Origin of the sequence: Vibrio sp. Isolate23 (genome assembly GCF_022398095.1) — a bacterium.
GTDB classification, from domain to species: domain Bacteria; phylum Pseudomonadota; class Gammaproteobacteria; order Enterobacterales; family Vibrionaceae; genus Vibrio; species Vibrio coralliilyticus_A.
The window spans coordinates 75,562-101,148 of the sequence record NZ_JAKEUV010000002.1; the positions used below are offsets into that span (position 1 = coordinate 75,562).

General features: G+C 44.1%; 20 protein-coding genes. 16 read left to right on the forward strand and 4 right to left on the reverse strand.

Going from position 1 to position 25,587, the window contains the following annotated elements; translation table 11 throughout:
* Positions 1–6 precede the first annotated feature (6 nt).
* From acnD to L1D31_RS07440, 4 genes are all read right to left on the reverse strand, one after another.
* A complete protein-coding gene (gene acnD / locus L1D31_RS07425; RefSeq protein ID WP_239836456.1) occupies positions 7–2,598 on the reverse strand; it encodes a Fe/S-dependent 2-methylisocitrate dehydratase AcnD in 2,592 nt (863 codons plus the stop codon).
* Positions 2,599–2,678: 80 nt separating this feature from the next.
* A complete protein-coding gene (gene prpC, locus L1D31_RS07430) occupies positions 2,679–3,821 on the reverse strand; it encodes a 2-methylcitrate synthase (RefSeq protein WP_239836457.1) in 1,143 nt (380 codons plus the stop codon).
* Between the two features lie 122 nt (positions 3,822–3,943).
* Positions 3,944–4,840: a methylisocitrate lyase gene (gene prpB / locus L1D31_RS07435; protein WP_239836458.1), complete on the reverse strand. Its 897-nt coding sequence runs from the start codon at positions 4,838–4,840 to the stop codon at positions 3,944–3,946.
* Positions 4,841–4,852: 12 nt separating this feature from the next.
* Positions 4,853–5,557 (reverse strand): GntR family transcriptional regulator, encoded by a 705-nt coding sequence (locus tag L1D31_RS07440; RefSeq protein WP_239836459.1) that lies wholly within the window; start codon positions 5,555–5,557, stop codon positions 4,853–4,855.
* A 272-nt stretch (positions 5,558–5,829) separates the two neighbouring features.
* On the opposite strand from L1D31_RS07440, the gene L1D31_RS07445 reads away from it, so the two are divergent.
* The 16 genes from L1D31_RS07445 to L1D31_RS07520 all read left to right on the forward strand — a co-directional run bounded on the left by L1D31_RS07445 (position 5,830) and on the right by L1D31_RS07520 (position 25,586).
* Entirely contained in the window at positions 5,830–6,636 is an 807-nt protein-coding gene (locus L1D31_RS07445; RefSeq protein WP_239836460.1) for a hypothetical protein, read from the forward strand.
* A gap of 191 nt (positions 6,637–6,827) precedes the next feature.
* On the forward strand, positions 6,828–8,810 hold the full coding sequence (gene tssI, locus L1D31_RS07450) for a type VI secretion system tip protein TssI/VgrG (RefSeq protein ID WP_239836461.1): 1,983 nt from the start codon (positions 6,828–6,830) through the stop codon (positions 8,808–8,810).
* Positions 8,811–8,814: 4 nt separating this feature from the next.
* Positions 8,815–9,384: a hypothetical protein gene (locus L1D31_RS07455; protein ID WP_239836462.1), complete on the forward strand. Its 570-nt coding sequence runs from the start codon at positions 8,815–8,817 to the stop codon at positions 9,382–9,384.
* Positions 9,381–9,683 carry a PAAR domain-containing protein gene (locus tag L1D31_RS07460; protein ID WP_239836463.1) on the forward strand — a complete coding sequence of 101 codons (303 nt, stop codon included), beginning with the start codon at positions 9,381–9,383 and terminating at the stop codon, positions 9,681–9,683. The genes L1D31_RS07455 and L1D31_RS07460 overlap by 4 nt, the downstream gene beginning before the upstream one ends.
* A gap of 402 nt (positions 9,684–10,085) precedes the next feature.
* Positions 10,086–11,492, forward strand: coding sequence for a type VI secretion system ImpA family N-terminal domain-containing protein (locus L1D31_RS07465; RefSeq protein WP_239836464.1), 1,407 nt, complete (start codon positions 10,086–10,088; stop codon positions 11,490–11,492).
* 35 nt (positions 11,493–11,527) lie between these two features.
* Positions 11,528–12,049 (forward strand): type VI secretion system tube protein Hcp, encoded by a 522-nt coding sequence (locus L1D31_RS07470; protein WP_239836465.1) that lies wholly within the window; start codon positions 11,528–11,530, stop codon positions 12,047–12,049.
* A 19-nt stretch (positions 12,050–12,068) separates the two neighbouring features.
* Entirely contained in the window at positions 12,069–12,572 is a 504-nt protein-coding gene (tssB, locus tag L1D31_RS07475; RefSeq protein WP_239836466.1) for a type VI secretion system contractile sheath small subunit, read from the forward strand.
* Positions 12,572–14,050, forward strand: a complete 1,479-nt coding sequence (tssC, locus tag L1D31_RS07480) for a type VI secretion system contractile sheath large subunit (RefSeq protein WP_239836467.1) — start codon at positions 12,572–12,574, stop codon at positions 14,048–14,050. Before tssB ends, tssC begins: the two co-directional genes overlap by 1 nt.
* Before the next feature lie 60 nt (positions 14,051–14,110).
* Positions 14,111–15,505, forward strand: a complete 1,395-nt coding sequence (locus L1D31_RS07485; RefSeq protein ID WP_239836468.1) for a type VI secretion system contractile sheath large subunit — start codon at positions 14,111–14,113, stop codon at positions 15,503–15,505.
* A complete protein-coding gene (gene tssE, locus L1D31_RS07490) occupies positions 15,505–15,927 on the forward strand; it encodes a type VI secretion system baseplate subunit TssE (protein WP_239836469.1) in 423 nt (140 codons plus the stop codon). Before L1D31_RS07485 ends, tssE begins: the two co-directional genes overlap by 1 nt.
* Complete coding sequence (gene tssF / locus L1D31_RS07495; RefSeq protein ID WP_239836470.1) at positions 15,920–17,671, forward strand: type VI secretion system baseplate subunit TssF; 1,752 nt, start codon at positions 15,920–15,922, stop codon at positions 17,669–17,671. Before tssE ends, tssF begins: the two co-directional genes overlap by 8 nt.
* Positions 17,672–17,691: 20 nt before the next feature.
* A complete protein-coding gene (locus L1D31_RS07500; RefSeq protein WP_239836471.1) occupies positions 17,692–18,621 on the forward strand; it encodes a type VI secretion system baseplate subunit TssG in 930 nt (309 codons plus the stop codon).
* A 73-nt stretch (positions 18,622–18,694) separates the two neighbouring features.
* Positions 18,695–21,307 (forward strand): type VI secretion system ATPase TssH, encoded by a 2,613-nt coding sequence (tssH, locus tag L1D31_RS07505; protein ID WP_239836472.1) that lies wholly within the window; start codon positions 18,695–18,697, stop codon positions 21,305–21,307.
* Between the two features lie 21 nt (positions 21,308–21,328).
* The gene (locus tag L1D31_RS07510; protein ID WP_239836473.1) at positions 21,329–23,878 is read left to right on the forward strand and encodes an MFS transporter; all 2,550 of its coding nucleotides are present in this window, start codon (positions 21,329–21,331) and stop codon (positions 23,876–23,878) included.
* Positions 23,875–24,876: an ABC transporter substrate-binding protein gene (locus tag L1D31_RS07515; protein ID WP_239836474.1), complete on the forward strand. Its 1,002-nt coding sequence runs from the start codon at positions 23,875–23,877 to the stop codon at positions 24,874–24,876. The genes L1D31_RS07510 and L1D31_RS07515 overlap by 4 nt, the downstream gene beginning before the upstream one ends.
* Positions 24,873–25,586, forward strand: a complete 714-nt coding sequence (locus L1D31_RS07520) for a transporter substrate-binding domain-containing protein (protein WP_239836896.1) — start codon at positions 24,873–24,875, stop codon at positions 25,584–25,586. The genes L1D31_RS07515 and L1D31_RS07520 overlap by 4 nt, the downstream gene beginning before the upstream one ends.
* Position 25,587 lies beyond the last annotated feature (1 nt).

The window sequence follows — 25,587 nt, forward strand, 5'->3', positions numbered from 1 at the left end:
CACTCCTTATTGAGCCAGAAAGTCTTGAGCGAAGCGTTGCAATACACCACCCGCGTTGTAAACAGAGACTTCGTCGGCAGTATCGAGTCGACACGTGACCGGCACGTCCAACTTCTCACCGTTTTGGCGTGTTACAACTAAAGCAAGGTCAGTCCCCGGCTTAATCTCACCAATCACATCATAAAGTTCTGTGCCATCAAGCATTAATGACTGGCGATTAACACCTTCTTTAAACTGCAAAGGAAGTACGCCCATCCCCACAAGATTGGTTCTGTGGATACGTTCAAAACCTTCGGCAACGATAGCTTCGACGCCTGCCAAGCGAACGCCTTTTGCCGCCCAGTCACGAGATGAGCCTTGACCATAATCGGCTCCTGCAACAACAATAAGAGGTTGTTTTCGGTTCATATAGGTTTCGATAGCTTCCCACATACGCGTGACTTTTCCTTCAGGCTCAATACGAGCCAGAGAACCTTGCACAACCTCGCCTTCGTCTTTAACCATTTCGTTAAATAACTTAGGATTCGCAAAGGTCGCACGCTGCGCGGTAAGGTGGTCTCCACGGTGAGTCGCGTAGGAGTTAAAGTCTTCTTCAGGAACTCCCATTTTCGCTAGGTACTCACCTGCAGCACTGGACGCAAGAATAGCGTTAGAGGGAGACAAATGGTCGGTTGTAATATTGTCACCGAGTATTGCTAGAGGCCTCATTGAAGACAGTGTTCTTTCACCCGCCAATGCGCCTTCCCAATAAGGAGGTCTGCGAATGTATGTACTTTGCGGCCGCCAGTCATACAAAGGATTGCTGTTGCTTTGTTCATCATCAAGCTTAAACATTTGAATATAAACTTGATTAAACTGCTCAGGTCTAACGTACTTACCCACTACCGCGTCAATTTCTTCGTCAGTTGGCCAAAGGTCATTTAGGTAGATAGGCTTGCCCTCAGCGTCTGTACCCAAAGCGTCTCGCTCGATATCGAAGCGAATCGTTCCTGCCAACGCATAAGCGACAACCAAAGGCGGTGACGCTAAAAAGGCTTGTTTCGCGTAAGGATGGATACGCCCGTCGAAGTTGCGGTTACCAGAAAGTACAGCCGTCGAATACAAATCTCGGTCAATGATTTCTTGCTGAATCTCAGGGTCTAACGCCCCACTCATCCCGTTACATGTCGTACACGCATACGCGACGATACCAAAGCCGAGTTTTTCCATCTCTTCAAGTAAACCGGCTTCTTCAAGATACAACTTCGCAACTTTTGAACCCGGAGCGAAAGACGATTTCACCCATGGCTTGCGTACAAGGCCCAATTGGTTGGCTTTCTTGGCAACCAAACCTGCGGCGACAACGTTTCTTGGGTTACTGGTGTTAGTACAAGAGGTGATCGCTGCAATAATTACCGCACCATCTGGCAATTGATCTTCACTCTCTTGCCACTGGCCTGCAATACCTTGTGAAGCTAGCTCTGACGTTGGTAAGCGGCGATGTGGATTCGAAGGGCCGGCCATATTGCGTGTCACTGCAGACAAATCAAACTCAAGCACTCGTTCGTATTGCGCCGTATCTAAATCATCAGCCCAAAGGCCTGTTTGCTTGGCGTAGTTCTCAACCAGTTCAACTTGCTTTTCATCTCGCCCCGTCAATTTTAGGTAGGTAAGCGTTTGTTCATCAATATAGAACATGCCTGCTGTTGCACCGTATTCAGGCGTCATGTTGGAGATGGTTGCGCGATCACCAATTGTCAGATCACTAGCACCCTCACCGAAGAACTCAAGGTACGATGAGACAACACGCTCATTTCGCAGGAACTCAGTGATAGCTAGAACGATATCCGTTGCCGTAATACCGGGCTGGCGTTTACCGGTGAGCTTAACACCCACAATATCCGGTAGGCGCATCATTGATGGTCGGCCTAACATTACCGTTTCAGCTTCAAGCCCGCCAACACCAATGGCAATAACACCTAACGCGTCTACATGCGGGGTATGACTGTCAGTCCCGACACAGGTATCTGGGTAAGCAATACCTTGCTTGGCTTGCACTACAGGCGACATTTTTTCCAGATTAATCTGATGCATAATGCCGTTCCCTGCAGGAATAACACTGACGTTTTCGAATGCCGTTTTACACCACTCGATAAAATGAAAACGGTCTTCATTGCGACGCTCTTCAATCGCGCGGTTTTTCTCGAACGCATCGGGTTCAAAACCTGCATGCTCCACCGCTAGAGAGTGGTCGACGATCAGTTGGGTTTCCACTACAGGGTTCACTTTGGCAGGGTCACCTCCTTGGTCTGCAATTGCATCACGCAAACCAGCTAAATCAACCAAAGCGGTTTGTCCCAAAATATCGTGACAAACCACGCGTGCTGGGTACCAAGGAAAATCTAAATCGCGTTTGCGATCAATCAGTTGTTTAAGAGAGGCCGTGAGAGACTCAGGATCACATCGTCGCACTAATTGTTCTGCAAGAACTCTCGACGTGTAAGGGAGCGTCTCATAAGCTCCAGGCGTAATATCATTGACTGCTTCTCGGGCATCGAAAAAATCAAGATCAGATCCCGGAAGCGGCTTACGATATTTTGAATTCACTGTACTACTCATATCATTGCTTCCATTCAGATAATATTCGGGTATCCGAGTCTCCCTACTAGCAGGTAAGGAGACTCTTGGGTAACTGGGTGTTACCTCTTTTCGATAGGAACCCAATCCTGATGCTCAGGACCTGTGTAATCCGCACTTGGGCGAATAATGCGGTTGTTAGCACGCTGCTCATAAACGTGCGCAGCCCAGCCAGTCAGGCGGCTCATGACGAAGATAGGTGTAAACAGCTTGGTTGGAATGTCCATGAAGTGGTACGCCGAAGCGTGGAAGAAATCGGCGTTACAGAACAAGCCCTTTTCGCGCTTCATCACCGATTCGACTCGCTCAGAGACAGCATAGAGGTGTGTATCGCCCACTTTATCTGAGAGCTCTTTCGACCAACGTTTGATTAATGCATTTCGAGGGTCACTTTCACGATAGATAGCATGGCCAAAGCCCATAATTTTGTCTTTATTGGCTAGCATCTGCATGATGTTGGTTTCTGCCTCATCAGGCGTCTGCCAGTTTTCGATCATTTCCATCGCAGCTTCGTTTGCCCCACCATGGAGTGGTCCACGCAAAGTACCAATGGCAGCCGTAATACAAGAATGGATATCCGACAACGTCGAGGCACACACACGAGCCGCAAACGTTGAAGCGTTAAACTCGTGCTCCGCATAGAGAATCAGCGAGCAGTGCATGACCTGCTTATGCAGTTCACTCGGATCTTTGTCCGTGAGCATTTTAAGAAAATAGCCACCAATACAATCTTGAGACTGATCTTCGGTATCAATTCGAACGCCATCATGACTGAAGCGGTACCAGTAACAAATGATTGCTGGGAATAGCGCTAACATTCGCTCCGTCGCGTCTTGTTGCTCAGAAAAATCCATTTCCTGTTCAAGGTTGCCAAGAACCGAGCAACCTGTTCGCATCACATCCATTGGGTGAGCGCTTGCTGGAACCAGTTCCAAAGCTTGTTTTAGCTCAGCAGGTAAACCACGTAAGCCAATCAGACGTGTTTTGTATGCATCCAACTCCTGCTGTGTTGGTAAGTGACCGCGTAACAGTAGATGGGCTACTTCTTCAAACTGTGCGTTATTGGCCAAGTCAGTGATATCGTAGCCACGATACGTCAGACCTGTACCTGTTTTACCGACGGTACATAATGCAGTGCTTCCGGCGCTTTGACCTCGTAGGCCTGCGCCACCTAACTCTTCATTCTTTTTCGATGATAGAGGCATGTTGAACTCCTTTTCTGTCCGCTCTGCCCTCTGAATGGAGCATTTTCTGTTCGAACAAGTTTCACGTTATTGAATTAAAAGTTTTCCGATACTTTTCTTGGGCTTCCGTTTGTTTCCGTTGGCTATTTTCCTTCTGAAAACAGCTGATCTAATTTGTCTTCGTAATCATGGTACTTAAGGTGCGCATAGAGCTCTTTACGCGTTTGCATCGAATCAAGCAGTGCTTCTTGACTTCCCTCTTTCAACAGGTGGGCATAAACCATTTCTGCGGCCTTATTCATCGCTCTGAAAGCACTTAGTGGATACAGCACCATATCAACATTTGATTTGGCTAACTCTTCACCACCGTACAATGGCGTTTGGCCAAATTCGGTAATGTTCGCCAATATAGACACGTGTTTTCCGGTCGCTTGCTTTAGCGCTTCAGAGAACTGTGAATACTGCTCTAATTTGTTCATCGCCTCTGGGAAGATCATGTCCGCGCCAGCTTCAACACAGGCAATCGCTCGTTCAATGGCGCTATCCATTCCTTCAACTGCAAGCGCATCGGTGCGAGCCATGATGACGAAACTCTCGTCATTGCGCGCATCTACCGCTGCTTTAACGCGATCAACCATTTCCTGTTGACTGACAATGGCTTTGTTTGGTCTGTGACCACAACGCTTTTGGGCCACCTGATCTTCCATATGAACAGCGGCAGCACCGGCCTTTTCCATCGCTTTGATCGTGCGACCAATATTGAATGCGCCACCAAACCCAGTGTCGATATCCACCAATAAAGGCAGATCACACGCGTTAGTAATGCGGTCAACATCGACCAAGACGTCATTGAGGGTCGTGATTCCTAAATCAGGGAGACCGTAAGATGCATTGGCAATACCGCCGCCTGACAAATAGATCGCTTGGTGACCTATGTTTTTCGCCATCATGGCGCAGTATGGGTTAATCGTACCGACAATCTGCAAAGGATCATTTTGCTTTACGGCGGCTCTGAATTTCGCCCCTGGAGATAAACTCATGACAGTTTCCTTCTAGTCATTTTCAGCAAATAAAATTTGTTGCTCTATTAACCGTCTGCTGCCTGAGATATGTCTTCTCATCAACATTTCGGCCAACTCTTCATCGCGATTACGAATCGCCTGAAGGATAAATTTATGTTCGTTTAGCGCTTCTTTTGGTCTGGATTGAGCACGCGGCGATTGGTATCGATACATACGCAGCAAGTGATACAGCTCATCACATAAGAGCGCGATCAACTTACTATTGCGGCTCGCCTGAATAATGCGATAGTGAAAATCAAAGTCGCCTTCCTGATGAAAGTAAGAAGCGCCTGCAACTTCATCAATGTGCTTTGAGTGTTTGGCAAGCAATAGCTCCAAACTCAGCAGCTCTTCCTGCGAGATATAACGTGCCGCCAAGCGCGCAGCCATACCCTCTAAAGCCTCTCTAACCGCATAGATTTCAACCAGTTTTTCAGGGGAGAAGGCAATCACTCGTGCCCCCACATGAGGAATGCGCTCAATCAACCCCAGTCCCTCAAGTCGCATGATGGCTTCTCGCAGTGGACCTCGGCTTACCTCAAATCGTTTCGCCAACTCAGGTTCGGAGATCTTACTTCCGGGAGCTAATTGCCCCTCAACAATCGCCTCAATCAGTATCGAAGTCAGGTTTTCAGACTTAGTATGCTCTTTTTCAGCCGTTATACTTTTCATACGAGTCATTAATTCATCATTCATATGTCGCCCACTCGTGTTTTCGACTTAAATCTGTCAACAATCTCTGTGCAATGATTATAAAATAGCCGATCAAACTGTCGACAATCAAGATCATTGTCGACAATTTAGACTAAGGTATTACGAAAACGGGTAATCACATCTGAATTTGAAACAATAAACAGAAGGGTTCTCATCATAGTTTGTGAAGTCTATTAGCAAGAATAAAATGAGAACAATGACTTAGCTCACTCGCAGCATTAGTATCTTTTATGTAGAAGAAACCATGGGAATCAATGGCAAGGATGCTGAATTCACTCACGAAGATATCTATAGGTATAGTGCTAGGCCTTGGATTGACGGCCTGCTCATTCTTTTCGGCACCAGAAAGAGAGCCTTACTATCCAACTCTAAGAGATGCAGTCTATTCCGATGAAGACATTAGGGTAATAGAATCAAACAACATCCTTAAAACCGCAATTAAATCCAACCATTATGTTCAGGTCGCTGACCGCGCTGCCGTCAACAATAATGCGCACAAAATCTTCGCCGAAATACTCAATAGTTCCACTATTCTCCTTAGCGATATTCAGAACTCACGTTTCCATGACGGACTGGAATTCATCATTAAGCAGTTCACCTGTGAGCTGTATGCAAGCCAGCAGCCTTCAAATTCTGTTCAGCTTTGTCCGTTTTCCTCTCAGATTGTCGACAATAATCTTCATTATCTCCCATTTGAAGATGGCTTGAGGCTGACTCAAAGGTTGAGCACCACATTGCATGACAACGAGGATACCTTACAGCTAGAGTTGTTCCTTAAGAGCACATATGAACGCCCCCTAACCTCTCTATGGGGGGCGGTTCACGAATTAGGTCGATTTAAGTACAGCCAGCTTGCAGAAGACAACCTTGTACTCACTGTAAATATGAAGGTCTACAAGAAGTCAGAGTCAAGCTTGCGCTGGATGCACCTTCACCCAGATCCACTCATCTTCTTTGTAGTAATCCCCTCGGTTGACTCAATTCTAGCTCACCCTAATGAGTTGGAAGGTATGCACTTCTCCTATCAAAATGCAAAACTACTCGTTGTGGATAGTCGATAAAACTTGGGAATTCAGAAAGCGGCTCACACATTCAGCCATTTTAGTCGCAAACCATCTTATATAAGCAGTGGTAGGATTTATTTACGCTTAGTTTACTGCTACTTTTTATAAATCCAACAAATTATACCTTATGTATCAGTATAATTTTTAAGGTCTTTTTTCATACAGACTCATCATTTCAAGGATAATATATGGCTGATAAGTATTCAGCGTCGGCTAGCTTAATTTCAGCAAAGGACTATAAGAATCAAGAGCATACGGTAAGCGAGTTTACTGTAACTCAATCTTTGTCTACTCCTTTTGAGATTACCGCGACTCTTGTCTCTTCTAATTTCAGCGTTAAAGATCAACTAGGCCAGCTGTTGACGATTAACCGATATTCCAATGAATCTGGCAGTAATACACTGCAGCGCTCTTTTAACGGTATTGTCGCTCGTATCGAGCAAATGGGATTGGATGCCAACCTGCAATTCATGCAGTATCGAATCACTCTTCGACCATGGTTTTGGCTACTCACACACACGCACTCTTTTCGTGTTTATCAAACTCAGTCAACAAAAGACATCATTAGTGACATCTTTGATAACGCAGGATTTAAAGGCAAATATAAGCTTTCAAGCTTACCGTCGACCAAACGAGAATACTGCTTGCAATATAACGAATCTGATTTTGACTTTGTTACACGATTACTTGCCGAAGAAGGGCTGCACTACTATTTCGAGCATGAGTCAGGCGACCATACAATGGCCATTCAAGATGCTCAGTCTCCTTTCGACAAAGCCGACGTCGCCAAATTCGATATGCAGGAGACCCCTTCTGGCAGCTTACCTCTAATTAAGTCGTGGTCTCCTGTGATGTCCTTCCACGGCGCAAGTGTCGAACTCACAGCCTACGACTATTCGCAATCTAAGTTGGTCACAAGTAAAGCGAAAACCAGCAGTAACACTATCGCGAACAATACTAAACTTGCTTCTGTTCACTACCCTGAGCTAGGTATTAGTGGAGATATGACGGATCTTTCTAGTAATTTAGCAAAGCGCCGTATTGAGCAAATTGAGCAAGACTACCAATCTATCATTGCTCACGCAGAACACGATATGTTCGAAATCGCGACTTGGTTTTCTCTATCCAGTCACCTAGACAAATCTCAGCTCGGTGATTTTTCCGTCGTTAGTACATCCACACATTATTCTGATGATGTCCGTTGTGCAACGGAAGTTAAACTTATACCGAAAGCAACGCCAACCTATCCGAAACCTAGATCTAAACAAGTCGTCAATGGCTTGCAAAGTGCGACAGTAGCAGGCTCAACCGCTGGCGAGATAAATCAAGATGAACAAGGCCGAGTACGTATTCAGTTCCATTGGGACACCGAGGCTAGCGGTGACAAAACTAGTTGCTATGTACGTGTCGCACAAATGATGGCTGGAAGCGGTTATGGAACACAGTTTATCCCACGAGTTGGGCAAGAAGTTTTGGTTTCCTTCATTGATGGCGACCCAGATCAACCAATCATCACAGGAAGCGTCTATAACAGCAAAAATGCCCCCCCTTACAAAGAAGCGAATACGACCAAGACGGGGATTAAAACTAAACTAACTGGCCAAACCAACGAGCTCTACTTCGACGATAAGAAAGACAACGAGCTGGTATATATTCATGCTGCCAAAGACATTACACAAGAAGTCGAAAATAATCATACCGAAACGGTGAAAGGTGAACTTAGTCAGTCTGTAACCAAAGCTATGACAATAGCCACTGAAGACAACTACACGCTCAATGTCACTAAAGCGATGAGTGGCTCAGCGAAATCAATCACACTTGAAGCAGATGACTCTATCGAGCTCAAGGTGGGTTCTAGTAAAATTTCAATCTCCTCATCCTCAATTTCCATAGAGGCGACCAACATTGATATCAAAGCAAGTAGTGCTCTAAACTTGGAAGGGACGAATGTCACTAGCAAGGCAACCTCTGCGAATAAGATTTCCGGTACGACTACAGCACTTGAAGCGACAAGTTCAAACAGTATTAAAGGGCTTAGCATCGCTATGAAAGCCAGTACAACACTAAGTGCTGAAGGCTCGCTCAGCGCTGAATTTAAGTCGGGCCTCAAAGGTACATTCGATGGTGGCGTATTAGGCGAGTTGAAAGGCGCCATTGTAAAAGTGAACTAAATCTATGTATAAAAAAATCCCTTACCAGAACAGCGCTCAAATATTGCCAAGGTTTCAAGCCTCTAATGAAGCAAAAGAAATCATTGGAGAAGAGTTACCGATCGACCAAGTGATAAGCAAACTTCAACAGGCTCGCTTGCACTATGATTTAGTACAGTTCCTCGCGCATGCACTTCCTGTTCGAGAAAGCATCTGGTGGGCCCTATGCTGCGTATCTACAAGAAATGATGTCTGGAGCGACGCTCAAAAAATGGCTCTTGATACCGTCAAGCAATGGGCTCTCTCCCCATCAGAAGAACTGCGCAGACGAGCAGAATTGTTGGCAAACCGTTTGGAGCTCAATTGCGGCCCATCATGGCTAACTCAAGCCGTTTTTTGGAATGGTTCTGGCAGTATCGTCGCTCCAGATCTACCGGCAGTGCTACCTGACCCATTTCTTTATGCAAAAGCGGTCAGCGGTGCTATCAATCATGCGGCTTCACTGCCTGAGTGGGATAAATCTGAACAATATTATGAAAGTGCAATTGAAGTTGCACTTGATATTGCTTCTGGAGGAAACGGAGGTCTCAAATGACGCTACCAGCAGCAAGACTAACCGATATGCACGTTTGCCCAATGCAAACCCCAGCCGTTCCGCCAATCCCTCACGTTGGCGGCCCCATCACAGGCCCAGGAGCACCGACCGTTTTGATTGGTGGTATGCCGGCAGCTACCGTTGGTGATGTATGCGTCTGTGTAGGTACACCAGATTCAATAGTCAAAGGAAGTGCGACTGTTATGCTAACGAGTAAACCAGCAGCCAGAATGGGAGATACAACCTCTCACGGCGGCAGTATCGTATTAGGTATGCCCACCGTTTTGATAGGCGGATAGCTAACTGCTAAATTTGAGCTGTTGTTGCGAAACGACAGCTCAATATGCCCTTCTGACTAGAAAACATCTCCTGAAGCATTTCATTTCGTCACGCAAATAGAACATTCGACTTACAGGGCGATGAAATACAAATGCCAAACGGTTCAAAAAAACGCCACAAAAAGAACAAAAAACCGACACTTTTATTTCCTGTAAACCACATAGAAAACAAGACATTGATAAAAAATATACGTCATCCGGCCAATTTTCTAGAAGTGGATCACCTTTCAAGGTAAATAATGAATTTGGACGAGCCTTTTCAAAAAATAAGCCTAGACTATGAAAGGTGCAGTTTTATTTACTAATAATAAGCAAGAACACTTTTTATAAACTTTTTTGTGAACAACTAGCAACGGGCAATGTATGGTTGATATTGAAGCATTATTGAAACCTATATCAGAAGAGCAACCATCAGGAACTTACCTGAAGTTAGATCGTAGTGCCTACCGTACGTTAAGAAATCACTACAACACGGCTCAATCATCGTTCCGTCAACTGATTGAAACGCCCGATGCCTCGAGTGATGAAGCTTTAATCGACACCAATCAAAACAACTGGGACTTGTTGCGCACTTCAACATTCGATGCCCTCGTTTCTCAAACAAAAGATACAGAATTCTTAGGTTGGTACATTGCAAGCCAACTCTTTACTTCCGCACCTTATGAAAATCTCGCCAGCTCCACTAAGGTTTTGGTGGGTTTTGTTGAATCTTTCTGGACAACTCTTAATCCTCACCCTCCAATTGAAAAGTTAAAGAGCAGCGAGGAGGCAGATCAAACTAAAGAGCTGATCGAATTTAGGACCAAACCTTTATTACAGTTAGTTGGGGAAAGCCAAGATTCGACAGCACTGTACATGCCTCTGCAAATGATTGGCCTTATCGATGAGCTATCTTTTGGTGATTTTCTACGTGCAGAACGAGCGGGAACCATCGCCGATCTAAAAGGCCGAGCTCAATCTCTATTTTCTAAAGAAGTAGAAGACACACTCAATGCTCTTTCTGAAAGCTATCAAAATTTTGATGAGGCAGAGAAGCGAATTGCAAAAGAATGCCAATCTGCTGGTGTCGCTCCGGTTAGCTTTAAGTTTGTCAAAGCCAACCTTGCGGACTTAATCAATGCTATCCAGTATTTAGTTGGGGATAAATTCACCCGTTGGCCACTAGATAGTGAATACAAGCAAGCTGTCGATGAAGCAGCTACTGAATCTATTGCTGTGCCTCAGCCAAGCAATAGCCTTGAAGCTCCTCAATCAGAGTCAATAACATCAGACACAGTTATTGAGCAACCGGCAACACAAAGCCAAGTACAGCAAGCAATTCAAGCTACCAATGAACAACCAGTTAACATAGCAACGGGTGTAATAACGAATCGAGATCAAGCTTTTCACGAGCTGCGTAAGATTTCTGAGTTTTTCCAACAAACAGAGCCTCATAGCCCTATTCCATTCCTACTTGAAAGAGCAATTCGATGGGGTTACATGAGTTTGCCAGAACTGTTGAATGAAATGACGGGGGGTAACTCCGGCGTTATTGCCCATATCAACCAAATATCAGGTATGGACAACTTAGCTCAAACAGATCTAAGCAATAGGCCAATGAGTTCAACACAAACTTTATCCTCTGCATCTGTGCTAGCACAGGCAGGTGCTCATGTTCCGTCTCCGCAGACTTCCGCTCCTTCGGAGCCAGTCACAACGAGCGAACAAAATACTCAACCTGAAGCGAACACTACTCAGCCTGAAAGCGGTATTAGTAACTTCGAGTGGTAAATACACTACATGCTTAATTAGCGAAGGAGATCAACATGGCTTCTATTTTCATGAGAATTGATGGTACTACACCTAAAGGTGCGGCAACAGTAGAAAAGATCGGTGGTAAAGATGGCTTCTTTGCTATTGACACCGTTACTTGGAACGCAGTACGTGGGGTAGGTATCGATGTAGGTAATGCAAACAACGCAGACCAAGGTATGGTGGCACTAGGCGAAGTCAACATTACTCGTGGCTGTGATGGCGCGACGCCTCACCTAACGACTTTCCTTTACGCTCCTGGCGGTGAAGGCAAAACAGTTGAGATCGTGATGACTAAACCTAACCGTGAAGGTTCTGGTGCAGATCCATATCTAATCCTAACGTTGAAAGCTGCTCGTATGTCTAGCTACAACATGGCTGGTTCTGACGGCACTCTACCAAACGAATCTTTCTCTCTAACTTACACTGAAATCTCGAAAGCTTACTACATCGAAGGTGAAGGCGGTAAGATCGAGAAAGGTCCAGAAGTAGGCTTTGATGCAACCACTGCAAAAGTTACTTCGACTGCTGCTTAATTAGTTAAGGAGAACCATTGTGGCACTAAATTCCCAACACAAACGTGTAAGTAAAAACCGCGTAAGTATTACTTACGATGTGGAAACTAATGGCGCTGTAGAAACCAAAGAACTCCCATTTGTGGTTGGGGTAATTGGTGACTACTCTGGCCATAAACAAGACAAGGAAGACGTTGAAGATCGTACTTTCTACAACGTTGATAAAGACAACTTTGACACTGTGATGAAGCGCGTGGGTCCAGAGTTGTCTTTGAAAGTCGATAACGTACTTGCAGACGATGACAGTCAGTTTGAAGCAAACTTGAAGTTCAATTCGATGAAAGACTTTGAACCGGAAGCCATCGTCGAGCAAGTAGAACCTCTAAAGAAACTTGTTGAAACCCGCAATCAGCTTAAGGTTCTACTTTCAAAAGCAGACCGCTCTCGTGATCTAGAGAAGCTACTGAAAGAAGTTCTGCAAAGTGCCGATACAATCAATGCACTGTCTGAAGAGCTTGGTGTCAATAAGGAAGGAGGCGAATAATGAGTACAGAAGCTGAAAATCAAACGCAAACCGAAGCAGCAGAAGGTTCGTTAAGTTTTCTTGACCGAGCTATTGAGGCAACCACTCAGACACCAGCTGATACAACGAAAGAACTGTTTTCAGTCCTTACAGAACAAGCGCTTTCAGGTACTGTAACGTGGGATAAAAACGTTACTAAAACTATCGAGAATGCCATTTCTGAAATCGATAAGAAGCTTTCTAAGCAGCTTTCAGAAGTTATGCAGCAGAAAGAGCTTCAAAAACTCGAAGGTTCATGGCGAGGATTACAAAAACTGGTTAAGGAAAGCGAACTTGGACGCGATCTGAAAATCAAGATGGTCGACTTTTCACAAGAGGAGTTGCTTGACCAATTTGAGGATGCACCAGCTATCGACCGTAGCCCTCTATTTAATGCTGTTTATCAGGGTGAATTTGGTACAGCAGGCGGTGAGCCTTACGGTACATTCATCGGTGACTACGAATTCAGTGCTAAAGACGAAGATGTTGCTCTACTTCGCTATATGGGTGAAGTTGCCGCTGCGTGTCATGCACCATTTGTAGCCGCAGCAAACGCTCAAATGTTTGAGTTTAATGACTTCACTACTTTTGACGAAGGTAAACCTGTTGCTGCTGGTTTTGACTCACCTGCTTATGCCGCTTGGAATGCATTCCGTGAAAGTGACGACGCTCGATACGTAACGCTGACTCTGCCAAGAACCCTAGCCCGTTTGCCTTATGGTGCTAAAGGTCTTGGTACAGAGCTATTTGACTACGAAGAGCTTGATACAGACATGGATGGTAATCCAAACCCATCAAGTAATGATCAGCTAGTATGGTCTAACGCCGCTTATGACCTTGGTTTGAAAATGACTCAGGCATACACGGCTTCTGGCTGGTGTACTTCTATCCGTGGTCTTGATAACGGTGGTAAAGTAGAAAACCTACCAAACCTAACTTACAAAACAGAAGCTGGTGACTTAGTTCAACAGTGTCCAACAGAAGTGAACCTTACTGATGAGCGTGAAAAAGAACTCAGCGATCTAGGCTTTCTGCCTCTCGTTCATTATAAGAATTCGAACTACGGTGTATTTATTGGTGGTCAAACAACTCAGAAGCCAAAAACTTACACTGATCCAGATGCAACAGCTAACGCTGCTATTTCTGCACGTCTTCCATACATCATGGCAAGTAGCCGCATCGCGCACTACTTGAAAGTAATGGGACGTGACAAACTAGGTTCAAATTTAGAAGCGCCAGACATTCAACGTGAACTTCAACTTTGGATCGATCAATACACCAATGCTGGTGCGATTGGTAACGAGCAACGTGCGAAAACTCCGCTTTGTGAATCTAGAATCGAAGTGGTTGAGCAACCAGGTCGTCCTGGTTCATATTCCGCTGTCGCTCACCTACGCCCATGGCTACAACTGGAAGAGCTAACAACCTCAGTACGCATGGTTGCTAAAATTCCAGGTTAACCAAAACTAAGGCCGGAACCATCCGGCCTTCCTTTCTGTTATTTACCACCTAAGGAAAATATGAAACTGAATTTTGATGCGGGTTGGCAACAAAGGTTTACCGCCTTAGACAGCAAAAAAAGCGACTTTCTAAGAGACGCGCTCTTTTTGCTGTCCGAAGCTAATCCAGCTGCCTTAGAAAATAAACCGTCACTAGTTAATTTCATTTCTCGACTTGTCGCTTTTTTAGATGATGCGCTGTCAAAACAGCTCGATGAAATCCTTCATGATAGAGACTTTGAGCACCTTCATAGCAGTTGGCTAGGTTTACAAGGCCTCGCCACATTACCTGTAAACAAACAACGCACTAAACTAAAACTCCTTGATATGGACTGGAGTGAAGTGTCTGCGGACGTTAACCAAGCCTACAATATCAAGGCTTCCAATCTGTTCAACAAAATCGGTAATCAAGAATTAAATACTCTAGGCGGTCATCCATTTGGTTGTATTGTTTACACACACCCAATTGCAATCGATATGGATTTTGATGCCGACTATGATGATCTTTTCACTGTAGAGCTTCTCAGTAAACTTGGGGAGTCAACACTTTGCCCAATGATCTTTTCACCCGATGAGCAATTTTTTGTCGATTCCGGTGCCGATTGGCTTTCAGATATCAATCGAATAGATAAAATTCTCACAGGACCAGACTACCAAGCTTGGCAATCACTCCGTAGTAAGCAAAGCTCACGGTTTGTTGGCTTTGTGATGCCTTCGATACGTATGCGGCATTGCTATCGCAACGCTAAGGCAGGTTTTATCTACAACGAGGTAGGAACTGGTCTGTGGGGTAGAGCGAACTTTGCGTTTGCAGCAACCATAATGCGAGAGTACCATCGCGTAAACTGGTTTGGCTTTCTCAAGTCACGCTGGAACGATAAATCTCAGGGTGCCGTTGTAAATATTGAACAGCAGAACAGTCTGTTTCTACGAGAGCCTCAGACAAGTGTTGTGCTCTTTGGCCAAATATCTACCTTTTATGCACAACATGGGTTTATCCCTCTCACTAAGAGTCCACTTAGCAACAAATTCTTTTTCAATGGAAATAACTCCATTTGGCAAAGTGGTACTTCAGACAACGAAAAGATATTAACTCAGATTCAAACCTGCTTAATGTCTTGCCGCGTCGCCCACTATTTAAAAGTTCAAGTTCGCGAAATGCTTGGTAGCTTTAATACTGCTGCGGAATGTGAGTTATTTTTAACCCAGTGGGTTGAAAAGTTTGCCAGTAATGTCACCTACGCAAACGAAGAGACGCTGGCTAAATACCCACTCAGTTTTGCCAAAATAAGTGTTTCAGAATCGGATAATCAACCCGGCAGTTTTGTCTGTACACTGAGAATTGTCCCTCAGTATCAATATGATCACTTTACAGGCGAAGTTGTTTTAACCACTGAGCTGGATGAGGCTGCGTGATGGGCTTTTGGAAAACATTTATTGACCCTAAGAGTTCAAGCCAAAGCGAAGAGATTGATGATATCAAGTACCACCTAACTAAGCTTCTTGAGTCTGAGTCCTCTCTAATCGATATTGATGACCGATTCACAGAGCTCCAACGCTCTAATTTGCGTTTTGGAATCGAAGATGTACAACTTCTAAGTGCCAGCTTGGATCAAACTCAACTCGCATTACGGTTAGAAAGCTATATTCGACATTTCGAGCCTCGACTTACTCAGATTATGGTTGAGTTACTTGAACGCAAAGAAAATGAAAACACATTAGTTTTCAACATTATAGCCAAGGCTAAAACGTCTAAAGGGGAACAAGATCTGGTATTCGATTCTAAGATTTCACTCAATGATCTGACAACTGTAATGACGGAGGATAGCTATGACTGATCCTTTAATGCGTTACTTTGAGCAAGAACTGACTTTTGTAAGACGGGCTTTAGGTCAATTTGGTCAACAGCATTCAGAACATGCCGAGCGCCTTAATATCCATCAAGGCCAAATCGAAGACCCCAGCCTTGCTCGGTTGCTAGATGGTGTTGCTCTGCTAAATGCCACTGTAGAAAAGCAGCTTTCCGAACAGCTACCTGAAGTTGTAGAAGGTTTACTTGGCGTACTCTACCCTAGTTATACTCAAACCATCCCAAGCGTTGCTTATTTGCAATTATCCCAAGAAGAGGATGTTCCGGAGTCCGTACTGCTTCCTAAAGGAGCGCATTTTACTTCGGAAGCAAAAGGAAAACTTTGTCAGTTTACAACGGTAGATGACCTCAAGACAGCGCCATTCACCTTAACCGATACAACAGCATCCAGCGCACCATTTAAGTTTAATCGTCCTGCTGGCACCGAGCAATCAACAGCGGTTATCCAACTTTCACTCGCTACGGGCGATCCAGATAAATATTTTTCTCAACTGGATCACCAAGATTTAGATCTTTTCGTACAAGGTTTTGAAAATAATGCGGACTCACTTGTCGAGCTGCTCTTGGGTCAGACTAAAGCCATTTCTATCTCTGATAGCGACTGCGAAAAGCATGTTGTTTTATTGGCAGAAAAACTGAAAAGCCGAATCAGTGATCTCAATTTTTTATTTCTTCCTCAAAAAGGCAATCAGTTCTCTGGCTTCCAGCTCATCAGTGAATTTTTCTTTTTCAAAGAGAAGCGTCAGTTTTTCCGATTAAAGGACTTTGGGCAAGCGATCAAGCAATTTGAATGCGCGGAAATCAAATTAAATCTATTTATGAATTCGATACCAACAGAATTCATGCGTCTATTTGATAATCAAGTATTTAAGCTCGATATTGTCCCTGCTGTTAATCTATTTGAGCAAACTGGTGAGCCGACCCATTATGATCAACGATGCCTCAGCATACCTGTCAATGCAGACGCACACAGTGAAAGTGACATTGAGGTCGTTGAAGTAAAAGAAGTGTTCGAGATCACGCCTCAAGGTGAAAAACCATTGATCCCTCTATTTAGGGACAGCTACAAATCAAACCCAAATGCCGATTACTGGCAGAGCTCCCGGGATATCAACGGTCAGTTTAAGCTTGCGATCAGCCTAAAACCTAACCATGACTTAGAGTTCAACAAACTCTATGGTACCCACCTACTGTGTACCAATGGAAAACAATCGTGCGGTATTAATGGTGATATGGAGTGCTTGGAAAGCATAGATTTGCCCGGTTCTTTTAAAGCGATTTATCCACCGACAGCTCCCATTGAACGAGAACAAAACCTCAACTTGCACTGGCAATTTGTTGGCTTGTTGAATGGTAACTTTTCTTCCTTGCTGCACTCTGATAACCCAACAGAAAAGCTAAAGCAGATGCTGCAGCTTTGCAGCAGAGAGCAAATCTCAGCGGAGGAGATTCAAACCATTCACAGCGTTTCTATTCGGTCTCAGGTTTCTGCGATACGAATTATGGGTAAAAACGTCTTCTCCCCTGGCACTGAAATTGAGTTAACACTCGATACACAAAGCGGATTCCTCGTATTTAGCGATGTCCTTAACCGCTTTTTCCAACAGTTTTGTAGCTTTGACCGGTATATTCAATTATCCATTCGAATTTACGGTAGAGATGGCATTGCAAAACGCTACCCTAAAATCCATGGGAGCCAACTAGCTATGTAATCGCTAGTTGAGGAATATGTATGTCATTGATTAACGATTTAACCCAATACCCACAACAGTACGATTTCGCTCAAGCGATGAGGTTATTAACCCACTGGGTTAATCAAAATCCGAACCGGGTAAAACTCGAACTCAAAGCTGAGGCAATGCCAACAGGTGATGCCAGTGAGATACAGTATTTTTCACTAAAAAATAATCGATTAAAGCTAAGACTAGCAAAGCAAGCTTTATCTGGCGTAAAAGGCGTTATACCCAATTATATCTATGAAGAACTTCTTGCGGCACTTCACAATGACGATCATGCGCTCAAAGACTTCCTTGATGTGTTCAATCAGCGCTATTTCGAAATTGTAGGTCAGCTTGAAACAGGCTCTTGGCTTGTGGTCCAGAATGAACTTCAGCCCGAGAAAACTGCCTTGTTGAATCACATTGCCACACTCAAAAATAACCATGGTAAGTATTTTCAGTATTCGATGCTGTTGAGCCAAGGCCAGAGGAACCTCAGCACATTGAGCCAAATGCTCAATGACTACTTCCCATTCGACGTTAAAGTGTCAACCAAGACTCATGAGAGAAGACAACTTCCGTCTGACTCATTGACTCGTTTAGGCCAAAAAGAACATTTTAACAGTCGTATTGGACAAGGCTTTTTGATCGGAAAAACTTGTTTGACGCACTTTAGCCACTTGATGGTTTATATCACGCCAAAAACCGAGAGTGAGCTGATTGCTATTCAATCTGATCCCTTGCTCGCTAGCCACATGAAAGAATTGATTCAGCATTATTTAAAAGATAACACCTCAACTTCCGTTTATCTCAACGTCAAACGGGAGTATCTGAATAGACCTCGTCTGTCCAGTAACAAGTATAACGCGGCTAAACTAGGCGAAGTTGATTGCCTAGCGCCTGAAAGGAAACCTCAACAAATAGTAAGTATTCTTCTGAAGTGATGAGACTTCAGAATCAGATAAGAGCTAGGTATTAAAGACGTATTGATGCCTCTTGAGATACAAGGAAAACGGTATGACGCAAGTTACGCTAACAAATCTAGTCGCTAAGTTGTCACCAGAGCTGAAACAAGCACTTGAAGTTTCTGCTGGGGCCGCGATGAACCAAAATGTACCTTCTATTGAGACTGAGCACTGGCTATTACAGCTACTCTCACAGCAAGATAAACATTTGAATAGTCTCATTCAGTCCCAGAACCTCTCGCAGGACAATTTAGTGAATGAGTTGTCCTCAAGAATTGCACGTTTTCCTAAAGGAAATGAAGGCCAACCGACTCTCAGTCAAGCTCTTACCGAAATCGTAAAAGATGCCTGGATGATTGCCTCTGTAAACTATGGTCATGGCGAAGTGATCAGCCTTCATTTGATTCAGGCTATGTTGCAACAAAACGTGCTTGGAATGAATACACTGCAGCTAGAAAGCTTGCAAAATGTATCACTGGAATCCTTACAAGGCTTAATCAATAAAACAGCGGTAGCACGTTCTAAAACCAGCGCTGCAGCTACCGATGGTACTAGTGGAGCACCTGTCGGTAACGATGCGTTAAGTAAGTACACCACAAACCTAACTCAGCAAGCCTTGGATGGTAATATTGACCCAATTTCTGGTCGCAACTCCGAAGTACGTAAAGCGATAGACATACTGTGCAGAAAGCGTCAGAACAACCCAATTATGGTAGGTGAGCCTGGGGTTGGTAAGACCGCTGTTGTCGAAGGTTTAGCACTACGTATTGCAGAGAATGAAGTTCCAGGGGCACTGCAAGGTGTACAAATTCACTCTTTGGATCTTGGTCTGCTTCAGGCTGGGGCTAGTGTAAAAGGCGAATTCGAAAACCGACTCAAGGACGTCATCAATGAAGTCAAAAATAGCGAAAAACCTATTATTGTTTTCATTGATGAAGCTCACACCTTAATTGGGGCTGGCGGCGCTGCTGGTCAAAATGATGCTGCAAACTTATTGAAACCAGCTCTAGCGCGTGGCGAATTCAAGACCATTGCAGCAACGACTTGGGCAGAATATAAGAAGTATTTTGAAAAAGACCCTGCGTTAACTCGACGCTTCCAAGTTGTATCGATCGAAGAGCCTAACGCTGAAGATGCCAAGCAGATGCTTCGTGGAATCGCGGCTTCGCTTCAAAAACACCACGGTGCATTTATTGCAGAATCAGCCATAGATGCAGCCGTTCACTTATCCATTCGCTATCTACCAAGTCGCCAACTTCCTGACAAGGCCATTAGCTTACTCGATACAGCAAGTGCTCGTATCGCTCTGACTCAAGGAGCAAAACCCGAAGTTATTGAAGCACTTGAACAAACTATTCGTTACCAAAAAAATGAAAAAACCGCGTTAGAAAAAGAAAATGCGCTATTTGGTATTGCGGAAGATGAAATTGCCGAACTTGCTACCGAAATTGCGGATAACGAGAAAAAGCTGGAAGATTATCAAACCCGCTGGAAGCAAGAAATAGACTTGGTCGAGCAAATCAAAGAGCTTCAGCAAGAAATCGGCGATGAGCAAACCGGGGAATCCGTCGATAAAGCAAAACAAGACAAACTCAACGCACTCATTGATCAGCTTAGTGAATTACAAGGTGAAGAGCCTTTGGTCAACGCAATGGTTGATGACAACACCATTGCTCAGGTCATTGCTAACTGGACAGGAATTCCTGTTGGGAACATGATGAGTGATGAAATCGCCCGTCTTTTATCCTTAGAAGAAGAGCTAGACAATCGAGTCATCGGCCAAGATGTAGCAAAACAGGAACTTGCCAAAGCGATCCGCATTTCTCGTGCTGGCCTCACCGATAGCCGAAAACCAATTGGGGTATTTCTAATGTGCGGTCCTAGTGGTGTAGGTAAAACAGAAACCGCAATGGCACTTGCAGAGCAGCTATATGGTGGTAGCAACGACCTTACTATCATCAATATGACCGAGTTTAAAGAAGAGCATAAAATTTCTATGCTACTAGGTTCTCCCGCCGGCTATGTAGGCTTTGGTGAAGGTGGAGTATTAACAGAAGCCATTCGCCGTAACCCCTACTCGGTCTTACTGTTAGATGAAATGGAGAAAGCTCACCCTGGCGTGCATGATCTCTTCTATCAGATTTTTGATAAAGGGCATATCAAAGATAGCGAAGGTCGAACTGTCGATTTTAAAAACACCATCATTATTATGACGTCAAACGCAGCGGATCAAGCTATTTGTGATGCTTGTGCAGATAATAGTGAACGCCTAAGTAACGAAAAACTCCTTGAAGCGATACGCCCAGATCTTCAGCACTATTTTAAGCCAGCGTTTTTGGGCCGTACAACGATTGTTCCTTACTACCCACTAAACGACGAAGAGTTAGCTAAAATCACTGAGATATCTCTAAATAGGATCAAGAAGAAGCTTGCCGAACAGTATCAAGCATCGTTCACTTGGGATGAAGGCTTCGTTGAATACGTTGTAGGTAAAAATACAGATCCAACCACTGGTGGTCGAGCAGTTGAGCAAATCATTAACCGTTCTTTGATGCCTAAGCTAGCTGAAGAGTGTATCAGCAGGTTAAGCCAACAACAGCCAATCACACAAGTGTCTGTTACTGCAGCTAACAATGAGGAAGGATTCGAACTTACTATTCAGTAAGTTCGGTAGATGAACAGCAAGATGGATACTGGATACATGGTTAAAGCTCAACGATTTATCTCACTGCGAGCCAAGCTTATTTTGGCCATTGTGGCTGTCTTGCTGTTTTCTAACGGGTTAAATACAACATTAAACTACCTCAACTTCGATAAACGTCTAACCCAGACAAGTGACTCAACTTATCAGGTGGTACTGGACGAGACTGATAATGACATTCGACAGGCAATGAGTTTGGGGCTCCCCCTTTCTTCTATCTCGAATATCCAATCTCTCATCGAAAGACGCCTAGAGCTTGTTGATGGTATCAGTAAGATTCAAGTCGTAAACAGTTCTGACGACGTCCTGTTTACTACAGGAGTAGCTAAATTCGACACTGACAGGCTGCTGACTACCGATATTGTAAATACATTCAATGTAAAAGAAGGGGAGTTGCGACTTTACTACTCGCCACTTTATCTTGAGCAAATCAAACAAACTTTGCTTTATCAACAAGTCATGGACACCCTTTTATGGGTTTTAGTCGCTGCGGTCATTGGATATTTGGCACTAAACTCTTTGCTTGATTTTCTGCTGAAAAAAGTCAAATCAGCGACCAGTGTAATAAATACTGAAAGGATGACCGAAAAACAACTGCTAACCTCAGTTAAAAGCCATATTATCGCTGACCGAACTAGTTCTAAGTGGAACAAAGTCCGTGCAAAGTATTTTCCACTTCTTATCATTCTTCTCGCGATTGTTTTAACAGTAGCTTCAAACTTAGGAAGTTCCTATCAATCATTGAATAACTTCTCCGTTGTTTATGAAAATCAGCTAGAACAAAAGTCTAACCTTATCGGCGATACACTCTCCCATATGATTGGACGCATCATTAATGAAGGAGTACCTCTCGAACGATTAATGGGTCTAGAAGAAGAATTTTCATCTTATATTGAACATCACCCTGAATTGCTTTCTATTCGTTTGGAACGTAACGAAACGGCTCTCTATCAACATCCCGACTTTTTCCCAGATTATGTCGAAGCAAGCGAGTTGTCTATTCCGATAGATACTACTGGAATGATTAAGCTTCAAATGATGGCTGATACTAATATCATCCCACAGATGATCAAAGATAGTATTATGGATATGATCACAGTCCTTGTTGCCTCAGGATTGTTCGTTATTGAAATCATTTTATTTATCTGTCACTTCATGATCATCAAACCATGGAGGCAGATTAAACAGTTGATTGCGATGGGCGAACATAAACAAATCCCATATCTTGTTAAGGTTCAATCCAATGACGAGCTTGGCTCTCTCATCGGTAAGCTAAATGCCCTCATAAAGAGTACTTTTGACAGCAAAACGCTCCCTGAGAAAAACATTCAGGACTACCGTTTTGTTAGACTTCCTCTATTTATCTTAATATTCTCAGAGGCCGCCTCCCTAGCCTTTTTCCCTAACTTTGTAGCCAGCTTGCCAAGCACGCAGAATTGGATCCCAACAGACTTAGTCACCAGTTTACCTATTTCACTCTTTATGTTGTGTTGGGCCCTATCTCTTCCCTTTGCTGGCTACTGGTCTGACAAAGTCGGCCGAAGAAAGTCTCTCATCGGTGGTGGTCTTCTAACTGCTGTGGGGCTAGTGGCAACCGCCCTAAGTCCCAACCTTGAGTTGCTGCTTGTTGCTAGAGCAGTAACCGCTGTTGGTTACGGTATCGTATTCATTTCGGCTCAAGGCTATGTCACTGATACAACAAATACGCAAAACAGAACTAAAGGGATGTCGACCTTCTTATCAGCCTTTTTCTCGGGTTCACTTTGTGGGGCGGCAATTGGTGGCGTTCTAGCGGACAAACTTGGCTACTCGATGACATTTATGCTTGCCGCCGCTTTAGCGATCGTTGGGGTAATGCTAGTCATCATCTTCTTTGATCGTGGAGAAACCAATAGTGAAAGCAAGCCTGTACAGTTAACTGACTTTAAAATACTGTTGAGTAATAAGTATTTTGCACTCATTACCTTCTTTAGTGCCATTCCTGCAAAAGTGGTTTTAACAGGCTTCTTATATTACATCTGTCCGGTTTATTTGCAGTCGCTAGGAGAAAGTAGCGCTGTTTCGGGTCGTGTAATGATGACATATGGGCTTGCCATTATCATCATCTCACCTCTCGCTGCGTCGCTAGTTGACAAGTGGAATAACAAAATTGCCTTTATCTTTGCCGGTGGTATCTTGTCTGCCGCCGCATTGATCAATATTATGATGCTCCCGGGGACATTTGGCTTACTCATGATAGTTATACTCGTGGGTATCGCACACGGCCTATGTGTTTCTCCGCAAGTTCCACTCATAATAGAGCTATTGTCAGGTTCTGGGCTGGATAAAGGCAAGACGATTGGTATATTCCGACTGACCGAACGTATTGGCAATATCGCAGGCCCATTAGTCGCTGGGCTTGCTTTAAGTGTTTTAGGTTTCCAAAGCACCATTATGCTGTTTGGTATTGCATTACTAATAAGTTCTATTGTTCTGCTGAGCTTCTATAGCTTGTTTGTCCGCAGAGACAGAAACCAAGTGGAGGTGGTAAAATGAAGGCTTTGCTTTTGTGTTTGCTAATTCTTCTGCCGTTTGCTGTGCCAGCGGCAGATTCAGGAAGCGAAAAACATGTCGTAATGGTGTTATGGCGCGGCATCACCGATGCTGAGCGTGGATTTATGGATTACTTATCCGAAAAAATGAACATACGCTATACAGTGCTAGATGCAAAACGTGACAAAGCAACCTTAAGCCAGCACTTAGAAAGCATAGATAATTTAAACCCAGATTTAATCTATACATTTGGCACCACAATCACTCTTAACCTTTTAGGCACAGAACACAACCCAAGCCTTTTCCGAGAAGAAAGTGATACCCCCGTTGTGTTCAGTATCGTCACTGATCCCGTGGGTTCAAAAATAGTGAGCTCTTTAGAAGAAGATGGACGAAATTTTACTGGTGTTAGCCATATTGTTCCACATAATGTACAGTTCAACGCCATCAGTCAGCTAAACGGTATCGAAACTATCGGCATTATTTTCAACCCTTTAGAAAACAATGCAGTAGTAACAGCGCGCAGCATACAAACACTTTCAGCAAAATTCAAAAAGGATGTGTATTTGTATCCTCTCAGAACAATAAACGACAAACCTGATTCCAGCTCAGTTGGAAAGGTCGTCGATCTTATGTTGGAAGATGGTGTTCAACTCGCCTACCTTCCACCAGATTCATACATTATCAGTCAGGGCAAAGATATTGTAGACAGCTTACATCGACAAGGTATTGCGACGTTTTCTGCAACCGAATCACCAATAAGAAAACATGACGCTCTTTTTGGCATTGTGAGCCGTTATTACAATGTCGGCCAGTTTGCTGGCCACAAAGCAGAGCAAATACTGAGTGGAAGATACGAACCTAGTGATGTGCCTATTGAGCCACTGACTCAGTACTCATACATAGTCAATGTCGGCGCAGCTCGTGCCCTCGATTATTATCCACCAGTTTCAATATTAAAGATTTCCGAGCTTATTGGAGGAAATGAATGGTCAGAATGATGCCGCATTTTACTTTCTGCCTAGCAATTCTACTTGGTCTTATCACTGTGGCCAATGCATCCGCACAAACAACATTTGGCCCTGCGCGATTGCATTTAACCACTCAGGATTGGCCGCCCTATCAAGACTATAAACATGGCCAGATGCAGGGAATCGCTCTGGGTAAAGTAAAGTGCGCCCTAAGCCATATGGGTCAGCCTTACCAGATCACAATGACGATTTGGTCTGATGCACAGCTGCGAGTTCAAAGCGGTACACAGCATGGCTTTTTTGTTGCAACTCAAACGGCAGAACGAGATGAATACGCAACACTATCAGCACCGATCGCTCAACAAGAGTTACGCTGGTACTTTGGGCCCGGTGTAGAGCCCAAAATGGATGAACTTACCAAAGTAAACCTTAAGTTTTCAGCTAAATTTGGGTCCAACAAGTGGTTTTGGCTAAAGCGCAACGGATTCAACGTAGTCAAACAGCCCCGAGATGCTAAAGTATTACTAAAGCTTTTAAAACAAAGGGAAATTGATGTTGCATTGGAGGATGAAAAAGTCTTCCGGGGTGAACTAAAGGAAGCTTCACTACCTGAGGATTTCTTTCAATCACAATTGATGGACACCAAACCAATGGGCGTCTACTTTTCAAATCGATTCCTTAACAAGTACTCAGGTTTCCTATCTGCATTTAATGCAGCGATTTTAAAGTGTGAGGGGTAAC

Coding starts and splice junctions, on each gene's coding strand:
- acnD (WP_239836456.1), bottom strand. CDS start 2,598: ATGAGTAGTACAGTGAATTCAAAATATCGTAAGCCGCTTCCGGGATCT.
- prpC (WP_239836457.1), bottom strand. CDS start 3,821: ATGCCTCTATCATCGAAAAAGAATGAAGAGTTAGGTGGCGCAGGCCTA.
- prpB (WP_239836458.1), bottom strand. CDS start 4,840: ATGAGTTTATCTCCAGGGGCGAAATTCAGAGCCGCCGTAAAGCAAAAT.
- L1D31_RS07440 (WP_239836459.1), bottom strand. CDS start 5,557: ATGAATGATGAATTAATGACTCGTATGAAAAGTATAACGGCTGAAAAA.
- L1D31_RS07445 (WP_239836460.1), top strand. CDS start 5,830: ATGGCAAGGATGCTGAATTCACTCACGAAGATATCTATAGGTATAGTG.
- tssI (WP_239836461.1), top strand. CDS start 6,828: ATGGCTGATAAGTATTCAGCGTCGGCTAGCTTAATTTCAGCAAAGGAC.
- L1D31_RS07455 (WP_239836462.1), top strand. CDS start 8,815: ATGTATAAAAAAATCCCTTACCAGAACAGCGCTCAAATATTGCCAAGG.
- L1D31_RS07460 (WP_239836463.1), top strand. CDS start 9,381: ATGACGCTACCAGCAGCAAGACTAACCGATATGCACGTTTGCCCAATG.
- L1D31_RS07465 (WP_239836464.1), top strand. CDS start 10,086: ATGGTTGATATTGAAGCATTATTGAAACCTATATCAGAAGAGCAACCA.
- L1D31_RS07470 (WP_239836465.1), top strand. CDS start 11,528: ATGGCTTCTATTTTCATGAGAATTGATGGTACTACACCTAAAGGTGCG.
- tssC (WP_239836467.1), top strand. CDS start 12,572: ATGAGTACAGAAGCTGAAAATCAAACGCAAACCGAAGCAGCAGAAGGT.
- L1D31_RS07485 (WP_239836468.1), top strand. CDS start 14,111: ATGAAACTGAATTTTGATGCGGGTTGGCAACAAAGGTTTACCGCCTTA.
- tssE (WP_239836469.1), top strand. CDS start 15,505: ATGGGCTTTTGGAAAACATTTATTGACCCTAAGAGTTCAAGCCAAAGC.
- tssF (WP_239836470.1), top strand. CDS start 15,920: ATGACTGATCCTTTAATGCGTTACTTTGAGCAAGAACTGACTTTTGTA.
- L1D31_RS07500 (WP_239836471.1), top strand. CDS start 17,692: ATGTCATTGATTAACGATTTAACCCAATACCCACAACAGTACGATTTC.
- tssH (WP_239836472.1), top strand. CDS start 18,695: ATGACGCAAGTTACGCTAACAAATCTAGTCGCTAAGTTGTCACCAGAG.
- L1D31_RS07510 (WP_239836473.1), top strand. CDS start 21,329: ATGGATACTGGATACATGGTTAAAGCTCAACGATTTATCTCACTGCGA.
- L1D31_RS07515 (WP_239836474.1), top strand. CDS start 23,875: ATGAAGGCTTTGCTTTTGTGTTTGCTAATTCTTCTGCCGTTTGCTGTG.
- L1D31_RS07520 (WP_239836896.1), top strand. CDS start 24,873: ATGATGCCGCATTTTACTTTCTGCCTAGCAATTCTACTTGGTCTTATC.